This window comes from Caulobacter sp. GW821-FHT10F06 (assembly GCF_058809215.1).
This window is the reverse complement of sequence record NZ_JBXASK010000007.1, coordinates 308,099-319,797: the sequence shown is the minus strand read 5'-3', so window position 1 is coordinate 319,797 and position 11,699 is coordinate 308,099. Positions and strand designations below refer to the sequence as shown.

Below are 11,699 nucleotides of genomic sequence, written 5' to 3'. Positions count from 1 at the left end.
GGTGGAGCAGCCCGGTAGCTCGTCAGGCTCATAACCTGAAGGTCACAGGTTCAAATCCTGTCCCCGCACCCAAGACCTCGTCGCCCGCCGCCAATTTGGCCGGCGACGCGACTTTCACCGAATGGTGAACGGTCCGCGATCAGAGCTTAAGGTCGCGCCCAAAGCGAATTTTTCTGCGCTAACGGCCCTTATCCTCCAGAATCTCCGAGTCAAGCCCATGGCGCGATCCTTTGATTTGCGTCATGAGATGCTATGGAAGGACGCGGGTCGGCAACTGACCCAGCGGAATAGGTTTTGAGGATAAGATGGCGAACGGTGTCGTTAAGTGGTTCAACCCGTCCAAGGGCTTTGGTTTCATTCAGCCCGAGAACGGCGGCGAGGACGTGTTCGTCCACATCGCGGCCGTTGAACGGTCGGGTCTGTCGGGCCTGAACGAAGGCGACCTCGTCGCCTACGAACTCGAAGAAGATCGCCGCTCGGGCAAGACCTCGGCCGGCAACCTGCGCGTGACCGGTCAAGGCGCTGCTCCGTCGGCTCCGCGCCGTCCGGCCCGCAGCTTCGACGCTCCGCGCGGCGGCGGCTATGACGCTCCCCGTGGCGGCGGTTACGGCGGCGGCGGTGGCGGCGAAGCCGGCACGGGCGTCGTGAAGTGGTTCAACACCACCAAGGGCTTCGGCTTCATTCAGCCCGACAACGGCGGCGGCGATGTGTTCGTGCACATCTCGGCCGTTGAACGCGCCGGTCTGCGCGGCCTGAACGAAGGCCAGCAAGTCGGCTACGAACTGGAACAGGACCGCCGCTCGGGCAAGACCTCGGCCGGCAACCTGCGCATCCTCTAAGGATTGAAAAAGGGCGGCCGCGCATCGCGACCGCCCGACTTCTCCTGAAAATGGGCCCCGCCTGGAGCCGCTTCCGTCGCAGAGACGGTTGGCGGTTTCACGCGGGGCCTTTTCGCGTCTGGATCTTAGGCCCGCTTGGCCCTTTCGCTGGCCGCCTGATTGACGGCCAGGGCGGTCAGGTTGGCGATGCCGCGCGCGGTGACGCTGGGCGTCAGCACATGCAGCGGCTGGCTCATGCCCAGCAGGATCGGACCGACCAGCAGGCCTTCGGTGGCGGCGCTGAGCAGGGTCAGCGAGATGTTGGCCGCGTCCAGGGTCGGCATGACCAGGAGATTGGCCGAGCCCTTCAGGGCGCTGTCGTGCACCAGGCGGTCGCGCAGGGCCTGGGAGAGGGCGGCGTCGGCGTGCATCTCGCCGTCGACCTCAAGTTCGGGCGCCTTCTCGCGGACGATGGCCAGGGCGTCGCGCATCTTGCGGGCGGTCGGCGAGTTCGAGGCGCCGAAGCTGGAGTGCGACAGCAGCGCGGCTTTGGGCGTCAGGCCAAAGCGCCGCACGGACTCCGCCGCCAGCAAGGTCATCTCGGCCACCTGCTCGGCGGTCGGGTCGACATTAACGTGGGTGTCGCAGAAGAACAGCGTGCCGTTGTCGAGGATCAGGGCCGACAGGGCGTAGATCCGGCCGACGTTCTCGCGCTTGGGGATGATCGGCAGCACATAGGTCATGTGCTGCCACCAGTCGCCGGCCCCGCCCACCAGGGCGGCGTCGACATGGCCGGCCTGCAGCAGCATCGAGGCCGAGACGGTCCGGCGGTTGGTGACTCGGCGCTCGGCGGCCAGGGGCGGCACGCCCCGACGGCTGACCAGGCCTTGGTAGCGTTCGACCAGCGGCGCGAACAGCGCCTTGTCGGCGGCGGGGTCGAGGATCTCGACGGCGTTGTTGAAGTCCAGGCGCAGACCCATCTCCAACGCCTTGGCCATGATCGTCTCGCGCCGGCCGATCAGCACCGGCTTGGCCAGGCCTTCGTCGAGCACGGTCTGAACGGCGCGAAGCACGCGCTCGTCGTCCCCCTCGGCATAGGCCACGCGAATGCCTTCGGGCGAAGCCTTGGTCGCCTTGCGGGCGCGTTCGAACACCGGCCGCATCAGCTGGCCCGAGCGGTAGACGAACAGTTCCAGTTCGGCCTGGTAGGCGTCGAAATCGGCGATCGGCCGGGTGGCCACGCCACTGTCCATGGCCGCCTTGGCCACGGCCGGGGCGATCTGCAGGATCAAGCGCGGGTCGAAGGGCTTGGGGATGATGTATTGCGAGCCGAACACCGGCGCGACGCCGCCATAGGCCGAGGCCACGACTTCGGACGCCTCGGCGCGGGCCAGTTCGGCGATCGCCTCGACGGCGGCGACCTTCATCGCCTCGTTGATCTCGGAAGCCCCGACATCCAGCGCGCCCCGGAAGATGAAGGGGAAGCACAGGACGTTGTTGACCTGGTTGGCGTAGTCGCTGCGGCCGGTGGCCATGATGGCGTCGGGACGGGCGGCGGCGACCAGTTCGGGCAGGATTTCCGGCTCGGGATTGGCCATGGCCAGGATCAGCGGATTGGGCGCCAGCAGCGGCAGCCACTCGGCCTTGAACACGCGCGGGGCCGACAGGCCCAGGAAGATGTCGGCGCCGGCCACCACCTCGCCCAGGGTGCGGGCGTCGGTCTGGCGGGCGTAGCGCGCCATGTTGTCGAGCATGTCGTCATCGCGGCCGGCATAGACGACGCCCTTGATGTCGGTCAGCGTCACGTTCTCGACCGGCAGGCCCATCGAGACCAGCAGGTCCACGCAGGCCAGGGCGGCGGCGCCGGCCCCCGAGGTCACCAGCTTGACATCCTTGAGGGTCTTGCCCTGAACGAGCAGGGCGTTGCGGACGGCCGCGGCGCAGACGATGGCGGTGCCGTGCTGGTCGTCGTGGAACACCGGGATGTTCATCCGCTCGCGCAGCTTGCGCTCGATGACGAAGCACTCCGGGGCCTTGATGTCCTCGAGATTGATGCCGCCGAACGTGGGCTCCAGCGCCGCGACCACCTCGATGAAGCGATCAGGATCCTCGGCGTCGACCTCGATGTCGAACACGTCGATGCCGGCGAACTTCTTGAAGAGGACGGCCTTGCCCTCCATCACCGGCTTTGAGGCGAGGGGACCGATGTTGCCCAGGCCCAGCACGGCGGTGCCGTTGGAGATCACGGCCACCAGATTGCCGCGGGCGGTGTAGTCGCGGGCCTTGTCGGGGTCGGCGGCGATCGCCTCGCAGGGCGCGGCCACGCCCGGCGAATAGGCCAGGCCCAGGTCCCGCTGCGTCGCCATGCGCTTGGTGGCCTCGATAGCCAGTTTTCCGGGCCGCGGCAGACGGTGGTAGTCCAGGGCGGCTTTACGGAAATCCTCGTCCATCGTGTTCCTCTTTGAGCGTCTGCGCGGAGCATGTGGGCGCGACCCGTCTTCAGCGCGGGCCGTCGAGGTCTAGCTACCGGGGATGGGCGGGCAATGCCAACCCTATGCGGATGGTAGGGTAATTTTCTTTGGTAGCGGTCACATTGGTCGGGCCGATAAGGGGCTCTGGTAAGTAATAAATCTATTATATATTGCCTGCCGTTCGGGCGCCTGTCGCCCTGTTCGTCGGCGCGGACCCGACAGCCCATCCGTTGCCGTGCATGGCGCTGGACAGGTCGGGCGGGCGGGCCGAGCATCGACACACGGACTTTTGGAAAGGCGCGACATGAGCGGACTGACGACCCACATTCTCGACCAGGCGGTCGGGCGGCCGGCGGCCGGGGTCCTGGTGCGCGTGTCACGGCGCGACGGCGACCTGCTGTCGCCGGTGGCGGAATTCCGCACGGATGACGACGGCCGTGCGCGGTTGATCGCCGGCGAGGACATCGTGATCGGCGGCTATCGCCTGGAGTTCTCCATCGGCGAGCATTTCAGGGCCACGGGCGCAGCGGTGACCGACCCGCCGTTCATCGACGTGGTGGTGATCGATTTCGCCGTGTCGAACGTCGAGCAGCATTGGCACGTGCCGCTGTTGGTCTCGCCGTACGGCTATTCCACCTATCGGGGCAGCTGAATGGGCGAGACGATCCGCTTCCTGCTGGATGGCGAGGCGCACGAGGTGCGCGACGCCGATCCCACGCGCACCCTGCTGGAACATTTGCGCGGCGATCTGCGCCGGACGGGGACGAAGGAAGGCTGCGCGGAGGGCGACTGCGGATCCTGCACCGTGCTGGTCGGCGAGCCGGACGGCGAGGGCGTGGCTTGGCGCGCGGTGAACAGCTGCATCCAGTTCCTGCCCATGCTGCACGGCAAGGCGCTGATGACGGTCGAGAGCCTTGCCAAGGATGGCGCGCTGCATCCAGTGCAGCAGGCCATGGTCGACAAGCACGGCTCGCAATGCGGCTTCTGCACGCCGGGCATCGTCATGTCGCTCTACGCCAAGGCCGTGGCCGCCAAGGGGACCGACGCGCCACCGGCTGAGGTGCTGGCCGGCAACCTGTGTCGCTGCACCGGCTATGGCCCGATCATCGAGGTCGCCAAGGCCGTCGAGGCCGAGACTGCACCGGCGGTCGACCTGTCGGGCCTGGACGACGGGACGATGCTGGATGTCTCGCACCACGATCCGGTGCAGGGCCTGACCCGCCGCTGGCTGGCGCCGCGGTCGTTGGAGCAACTGGCCTTGGCCTATGCCGAGCATCCCGAGGCGACCATCGTCGCCGGGGCCACGGATGTGGGGCTGTGGGTCACCAAGCTGCGCAAGCCGCTGACGGTGCTGATCGACATCGGCCAGGTCGCCGAGCTGAAGACCATCGACACCGTCGAGGGCGGCGTCAGCATCGGCGCGGGCGTTCGCTATGTCGACGCCATGACAACGCTGACCGGGCTCTATCCGGAACTGGGCGCGATGATGCGGCGACTGGGGTCGACCCAGGTGCGCAACAGCGGCACCATCGGCGGCAATATCGCCAACGGCTCGCCGATCGGCGACATGCCGCCGGCTCTGATCGCGGCCGGCGCGACCCTGGTGCTGAACCGAGGCGGCGAGCGGCGCGAGCTGCCGCTAGAAGCCTTCTTCATCGACTACGGCAAGCAGGACCGCCGGCCCGGTGAGTTCGTCGAGGCCGTGATCGTCCCGACGCCGAAGCCGGACCTGATCTTCAAGGTCTTCAAGCTGAGTAAGCGCTTCGACCAGGACATCTCGGCCGTCTGCGGCGCCTTCGCCCTGACGCTGAAGGACGGCGTCGTGACCTCGGCGCGGATTGCGTTCGGCGGCATGACGGGAACGCCCAAGCGCGCGACGGCGTGCGAGAAGGCTTTGATCGGCCGGTCCTGGACCGAGGCTACGGTCGAAGCCGCCCAAGCGGCCATCGACGCCGACTACACCCCGCTCAGCGATATGCGCGCCTCGGCGGCCTATCGATCGCTGGCGGCCAGGAATATGCTGCGCAAGGTTTTCATCGAGACCACGTCGCCGAGCCTCTTGGCCCGCGTCGAACCGGAGAGCGCTCTTGGCTGACTCCTCCGCCACCGTTCCTGTCGCCACCGACGCTTTCCAGGGCGTCCACGCCTCGCTGCCGCATGACAGCGCCCCGCGCCATGTCGCGGGCTCGGCCGTCTATATCGACGACATGCCCGAGCCGGCCGGCATGCTGCATGTCCATTTCGGGCTCAGCACCAAGGCCCATGCGCGCATCACCGCGATGGACCTGTCGGCCGTCCGCGCCTCGCCCGGCGTCAAGCTGGTGCTGACCGCCGACGACATCCCCGGAGAGAACGACGTCAGCCCGGTGATCCACGACGATAAGCTGTTCGCCACCTACACCGTGACCTATGTCGGCCAGAGCCTGTTCGCGGTGGCCGCCACCTCGATCGCCGCCGCCCGCGCCGCCGCCGCCAAGGCGGTGATCGCCTATGCCGAGCTGCCGGCCGCCATCGACATCTCCGCCGCCCGCGACGCCGACCTGACCATTGAGAAGAGCCAGCGCATGGCGCGGGGCGACGCGGCCGCCGCGCTCGCCGCTTCCCCGAACCGCCTGCAAGGCCATCTGGCCATCGGCGGCCAGGATCACTTCTATCTCGAGGGCCAGGTGGCGCTGGCCATTCCGGGCGAGGGCGGCGACGTCCACGTCTGGTCGTCCACCCAGCACCCCAGCGAAGTGCAGCACCTGGTGGCCCGCGTGCTGGACCGTCCGCACACGGCCGTGACCATCGAGGTGCGCCGGATGGGCGGCGGGTTCGGCGGCAAGGAGACGCAGGCCTCGCTGTTCGCCGCCGGCGCCGCCCTGGTCGCCGTGAAGACCGGCCGCGCCGCCAAGTGCCGGCCCGATCGCGACGAGGACATGGTCATGACCGGCAAGCGGCATGACTTCGAGGTCGACTACGACGTCGGCTTCGACGACGCCGGCATACTGACCGGGATCGCCCTGACCCTGGCCTCGCGCTGCGGCGCGACGACGGACCTGTCGCCGGCCATCAACGACCGCGCGATGTTCCACGTCGACAACACCTATTTCCTGCCAGCGGTCGAGATTTTGTCCCACCGCTTCCGCACTCACACGGTGTCGAACACCGCGTTTCGGGGCTTTGGCGGACCGCAGGGCATGCTGGCGATCGAGCATGTGATGGACGCCGTCGCTCAGGCGGTCGGGATCGACCCGCTGGAGGTGCGCCGCCGCAACCTCTACGGCGGGCCAGGCCGCGACCTGACGCCCTATCACCAGACGGTCGAGGACAATGTCGCGCCGCAGCTGTTGGCCGAGCTGGCCGCCGCCTGCGACTACGAGGCCCGCCAGGCCGAGATCGACGCGTTCAATGCGGGAAGCCCGATCCTGAAGAAGGGCCTGGCGCTGACGCCGGTGAAGTTCGGCATCTCGTTCACGACCACGCATCTGAACCAGGCCGGAGCCCTGATCCATCTCTATGCCGACGGCTCGATCCTGCTGAACCATGGCGGCACCGAAATGGGGCAGGGCCTGTTCACCAAGGTCGCCCAGATCGTCGCCGAGGCCTTCCAGGTCGACGCCTCGCGGGTCAAGGCGACCGCGACGGTGACCGACAAGGTGCCCAACACCTCGGCTACCGCCGCCTCGTCGGGCACGGACTTGAACGGCATGGCGGCGCTGAATGCGGCCAACACCATCAAGGCGCGGCTCGTGGAGTTCGCGGCCAGGAAGTGGAACTGCGCCGAAGCCGACGTCGCCTTCACGCCCCAGGGGCTGAAGGCCGGCGACGAGCTGATCCCGTTCGAGATCCTGTGCCGCCAGGCGCATCTGGGCCGGGTGTCGCTGTCCTCGACCGGCTTCTACGCCACGCCCAAGATCCACTATGACCGCGCAACCCATTCGGGCCGGCCGTTCTACTACTTCGCCTATGGCGCGGCGGCGTCCGAGGTGCTGATCGACACCCTGACCGGCGAGATGAAGGTCACCCGGGCCGACATCCTGCACGATGTGGGCCGCTCGCTGAACCCGGCCATCGACCTGGGCCAGATCGAAGGCGGCTTCATCCAGGGCATGGGCTGGCTGACGACCGAGGAGCTGGTCTACGACGCGCAAGGACGCCTGCGCACCCACGCGCCCTCAACCTACAAGATCCCGACCATCGGCGACCGCCCGGCGCATCTGGACGTGCGCCTGTGGGAGGCCGGCCGAAATGTCGAGGCCACCGTTCATCGCTCGAAGGCCGTGGGCGAGCCGCCGCTAATGCTGGCGATCTCGGTGTTCTCGGCGATCACCCGGGCGGTGGCGAGCGTGGCCGATCACAAGGTCATGCCGCGCCTGAACGCGCCGGCGACGCCGGAGGCGATCCTGATGGCGGTCGAGGACGTGAAGGCGAGGGCCCGTGCTTAGCCCCCTCTCCCAGAGGGAGAGGGCGGGGCCCGCGCCGCAGGCGTGGGAGGGTGAGGGGTTACACCCTCAACCGGCGTGCCGGCACGCCGTCAGCCGCCTTAACCCCTCACCCTCCCATGCTGCGCATGGGCCCCTCCCTCTCCCTATGGGAGAGGGATCATGAGGAACTGGGCCCGCGCGGCCTTGGCGCGCATCGACCACAACGACACCGCCGCCCTGGTCACCGTCCTAGCCACCGAGGGCTCCGCCCCGCGCGAGGCCGGGACCAAGATGGTGGTCTGGGAAGGCGGCCAATCGGGCACCATCGGCGGCGGCAACCTGGAGTTCCGGGTCGCCAGCCAGGCGCGGCTGATGCTGACCAACTCGCAGGCCAGCTTCGCCATCCAGGACTATCCGCTGGGTCCGCTGCTGGCCCAGTGCTGCGGCGGTCGCGTGCGCCTGCTGATCGAGCGCGTCGAGGCCGCCAGCCGCGACTGGCTGACCGACGCCGCCCGGCGGATGGACGCTGATCAGCCCTTCGAGGTCCGCACCCGCTTCGATCCGGGCCTGCTGACCAAGACCATCGTCCCGATCCTGAGCGCCAGCCCCGACGCGCCGCCGGTCACCTTGGCCGGGGCGCAGGCGGCGGCGCGCGGGGCGCGCCCCGAGCTGGGCGACGAGCTGGTCGAGCGCACCGAGGCGCCGCGTCCGCCGCTGCTGGTGTTCGGGGCCGGCCATGTCGGCCAGGCGGTGGCGCGGGCCTTCGCGCCGTTGCCGTTCAAGCTGACCTGGTACGACAGCCGTCCCGAGACCGGCGAGATCCCCGGCGTCACGGTGGCCGAGCCCGCCGAGATGGCGGCCGCCGCCATGGGCGCGGGGGGCGACGCCTATGGCCTGATCTTCACCCACGACCACGGCCTGGACTACGCCCTGGCCTCGGCCGGGCTGGCGGGCGGCGGTTTCGCCTATCTCGGCCTGATCGGTTCGAAGACCAAGCGCGCCCGGTTCATGAGCCGGCTGCGCGACGACGGCTTCTCCGAGGCCGCCCTGACCCGCCTGACCTGCCCGATCGGCCTGCCTCATCTGAAGAGCAAGGCGCCCGAGGTGATCGCCGTGTCGGTGGCCGCCGACCTCTTGATGCGGCTGGAAGCGGCCCGAATTTCCAACGACGAGGACCTGGCCGTTGCAAGCCTATAGGGCGTCGATCCTCCACCTGCTGGATGATCCGACGAAGAACGGGGAAGCGGTGCGCTTCCACGCGGACGGGCTGCTGCTGGTCGAGGACGGCCATGTCGTGGCGTGCGGCGACTATGCCGAACTCGCGCCCCTGGCCGATGGCGTCGCGGTCGAGAACCTGACCGGCAAGCTGATCACGCCGGGCTTCATCGACACCCACATCCACTTCCCGCAGGTCGACATCATCGCCGCCCACGGCGCGCAGCTGCTGGACTGGCTGGAGCAGCACACCTTCCCGGCCGAGGCCGCCTTCGCCGATCCGGCCCACGCCGCCGAAGCGGCGAACTTCTTCGTCGACGAGTTGCTCCGCAACGGCACCACCACGGCTTTGGTGTTCGGTTCGGTCCACAAGGGTTCGGTCGAGGCGCTGTTCCGCGTCGCGCTGGAGCGCGACATGCGGCTGATCGCCGGCAAGGCGCTGATGGACCGCAACGCGCCCGACGGCCTGACCGACACCGTCGAGACCAGCCGCGCCGACATGGAAAGTCTGATCGCCGATTGGCACGGCAAGGGTCGCCTCGGCTACGCCGTGACCCCGCGCTTCGCCATCAGCTGCAGCGACGAACAGCTGGCCATGGCCGGCGAGGTGTTGGCCGCGCATCCGGGCGTCTGGATGCAGACCCACCTCTCGGAGAACCAGCGCGAGATCGACGAGACAGCGGCGCTGTTCCCGGCTGCGAAGGACTATCTCGATGTCTATGACCGCTTCGGCCTGCTGGGCGAGCGGTCGGTGTTCGCCCACTGCGTTCATTTGCAGGGGGACGCTTTTCAGCGTCTGGCGAAGGCAGGCGGGGCGGTGGCGTTCTGCCCGACTTCGAACCTGTTCCTTGGGTCTGGCCTGTTCCCGCTTGAAGAGGCCTGTTCGCACGGCGTGAAGGTCGGCATCGGCACCGATGTCGGGGCGGGCACGACCTTCTCGATCCTCCACACCCTGGGCGAGGCCTACAAGGTGGGGCAGTTGCGGGGCGCGGCGCTGGACCCGTTCCACGCGCTGTATCTGGCGACGCTGGGCGGCGCGCGGGCGCTGGATCTGGGCGACAGGATCGGCAACCTCGCGCCCGGTAAGGAGGCCGATTTCCTGGTGCTGGACCTGACCGCGACGTCGCTGCTGGCGCGGCGGATGACCGAGACGCGCAGCCTGGAGAATCGGCTGTTCGCGCTGACCGTGCTGGGGGACGACCGGGTTGTCGAGCGGACGTACCTGGCCGGAGTGCTGCGGCACACGCGGTAAAAGTTATCCACAGGGTAAGCCCAAAGCTCTCTTCCGCCTTGGGGAAGGGAAGACTTATCCCCGTTCTTTTCGCCGCTGACCTGAACGAAATCAAAGCCCTACACGAAAACGCACGTTTCTCATCCCCGACGCTCGGACCGGCCGCATCCTAGGGAGCATGACACAGATCTCTCCCGACACCTGGTGCGAACGCCTGCAGGCCCAGATGATGGCCGGGCTCGAGGCGGCTTGGGCGCTGGCTGAAACCACCGATGATCCCGCCGTGCTGCGCAAGGCGCGGGAAAAGGCCAGGCTGCGCGGGCAGATGGCCGCCACGGCGCGCAAAATCGTGCTGATGGTCCCTCGGCGGCCGGTGAGCCAGCCGGCCGCGGGCGTTCCGGTGGCGGTGGAGACCGAAGCGCCGCGTGCGGAACGGGGGATCGATCGGTTGAAGGGCGGTAGACGGGGACGATTGTAAGGTCTTGCGTCCTTCGAGGCCCTCTGCGCGGGCGCCTCAGGATGAGGAACTCAGAAAATCTTCCTCATCCTGAGGTGCGAGGCGGAGCCGAGCCTCGAAGGACGCACCGCGTCTCAGCCGACCGTCATCGTCTCGGCGTACAGCTTCAAAAGCCCCGCCTCGTCCACCGCCACGGTCGCGGCCTGGATCGGCATGTCGTCCCACGCCGACGGCCCAAATAGCTCGCCCTCGGCCTTCTGGCAGGTCTGGCCCAGGGCCACGCCCTCGGTGACCACGCGAACCGAACCACGACGGACCTCGAACAGCGACGGGTCGATCACGAACGCCACCGCCGCCGCGTCGTGGACGCAGCAGCCGACGATGCCGTCGCGGCCGCCGTAGAAGGCCGCATAGGGCTTGGAGATTTCGTTGAGGAACTGGCCCGCCGGCCCGGCCGAGGCCTCCAGCGCGTCCATATAGTCCGGCGACATCACCACCTGGGTGGTCACGTCCAGGCTGACGGCGGTCAGGTTCCAAGGGGCGGTGAAGACCTGGTCGGCGGCCTCCGGATCGTTCCAGATATTGGCCTCGGCGACGGGCGTGACATTGCCCGGTTTGCCGGCCACGCCGAACGCGCCGCCCATGATGACCACCGACTTCAGCAGGGTGGCGACCTCGGGATCGGCCTTCAGGGCGAGGGCCAGGTTGGTCAGCGGACCAACGGCGCACAGCACCACCTCGCCCGGATGCTGGCGGGCCAGATCAATGATCGCCTGGTGGGCCGGCTTGGCCTCGGGCTGGGCCGGGACCAGGCCGGTCAGTTCGACGTCGCCCAGGCCGTTCTCGCCGTGCACGAAGGTGGGCGAGGGGTTGCGCGGTCGGGTCAGCGGCTTGTCCGTCCCCTTGAACACCGGCGCTTTCAGGCCGAAGCGGTCCTTCAGATAGAGCGCGTTGCGCGTCGTCGTCTCGATGTCGGAATTGCCGAAGATGGTCGTGACCGCGATCAGGTCGAGCGCCGGGCTGGCCTCGATGAACAGCAGGGCCATGGCGTCGTCGATGCCGGGATCGGTGTCGAAAATGATCTTGGTCGGGGTCGTCATT

9 protein-coding genes and 2 pseudogenes are annotated in these 11,699 nt (G+C 68.2%); 8 read left to right on the top strand and 3 right to left on the bottom strand.

Annotation, left to right across the window (positions count from 1 at the left end; translation table 11 throughout):
* Positions 1-305: 305 nt before the first annotated feature.
* Together AC1RUS_RS17425 and AC1RUS_RS17420 are read left to right on the top strand one after the other, a co-directional pair.
* Positions 306-509: pseudogene (locus AC1RUS_RS17425) on the top strand (cold-shock protein); the annotation flags it as partial.
* 135 nt (positions 510-644) lie between these two features.
* Positions 645-839 (top strand): cold-shock protein, encoded by a 195-nt coding sequence (locus AC1RUS_RS17420; RefSeq protein WP_035017693.1) that lies wholly within the window; start codon positions 645-647, stop codon positions 837-839.
* Positions 840-964: 125 nt separating this feature from the next.
* Here the strand turns inward: AC1RUS_RS17420 and AC1RUS_RS17415 are convergent, their stop codons facing one another.
* Complete coding sequence (locus AC1RUS_RS17415) at positions 965-3,268, bottom strand: NADP-dependent malic enzyme (protein WP_492917862.1); 2,304 nt, start codon at positions 3,266-3,268, stop codon at positions 965-967.
* Positions 3,269-3,593: 325 nt separating this feature from the next.
* Between AC1RUS_RS17415 and uraH the strand changes: the two genes are divergently transcribed.
* From uraH to AC1RUS_RS17385, 6 genes are all read left to right on the top strand, one after another.
* Positions 3,594-3,941, top strand: a complete 348-nt coding sequence (gene uraH, locus AC1RUS_RS17410; RefSeq protein WP_492917861.1) for a hydroxyisourate hydrolase — start codon at positions 3,594-3,596, stop codon at positions 3,939-3,941.
* A complete protein-coding gene (gene xdhA, locus AC1RUS_RS17405; RefSeq protein WP_492917860.1) occupies positions 3,942-5,384 on the top strand; it encodes a xanthine dehydrogenase small subunit in 1,443 nt (480 codons plus the stop codon).
* Positions 5,377-7,716, top strand: a complete 2,340-nt coding sequence (gene xdhB / locus AC1RUS_RS17400) for a xanthine dehydrogenase molybdopterin binding subunit (protein WP_492917859.1) — start codon at positions 5,377-5,379, stop codon at positions 7,714-7,716. Before xdhA ends, xdhB begins: the two co-directional genes overlap by 8 nt.
* A 156-nt stretch (positions 7,717-7,872) precedes the next feature.
* Positions 7,873-8,892: a xanthine dehydrogenase accessory protein XdhC gene (gene xdhC / locus AC1RUS_RS17395; RefSeq protein WP_492917868.1), complete on the top strand. Its 1,020-nt coding sequence runs from the start codon at positions 7,873-7,875 to the stop codon at positions 8,890-8,892.
* Positions 8,879-10,162, top strand: a complete 1,284-nt coding sequence (gene guaD / locus AC1RUS_RS17390; RefSeq protein ID WP_492917858.1) for a guanine deaminase — start codon at positions 8,879-8,881, stop codon at positions 10,160-10,162. Before xdhC ends, guaD begins: the two co-directional genes overlap by 14 nt.
* Positions 10,163-10,319: 157 nt before the next feature.
* A complete protein-coding gene (locus AC1RUS_RS17385) occupies positions 10,320-10,619 on the top strand; it encodes a hypothetical protein (RefSeq protein ID WP_492917857.1) in 300 nt (99 codons plus the stop codon).
* A 5-nt stretch (positions 10,620-10,624) separates the two neighbouring features.
* On the opposite strand, the pseudogene AC1RUS_RS17380 reads toward AC1RUS_RS17385, so the two are convergent.
* Positions 10,625-10,736 (bottom strand): annotated as a pseudogene (locus AC1RUS_RS17380) (hypothetical protein); the annotation flags it as partial.
* Complete coding sequence (locus AC1RUS_RS17375) at positions 10,733-11,698, bottom strand: nucleoside hydrolase (protein WP_492917856.1); 966 nt, start codon at positions 11,696-11,698, stop codon at positions 10,733-10,735. The gene AC1RUS_RS17375 and the pseudogene AC1RUS_RS17380, both read right to left, overlap by 4 nt.
* Position 11,699 lies beyond the last annotated feature (1 nt).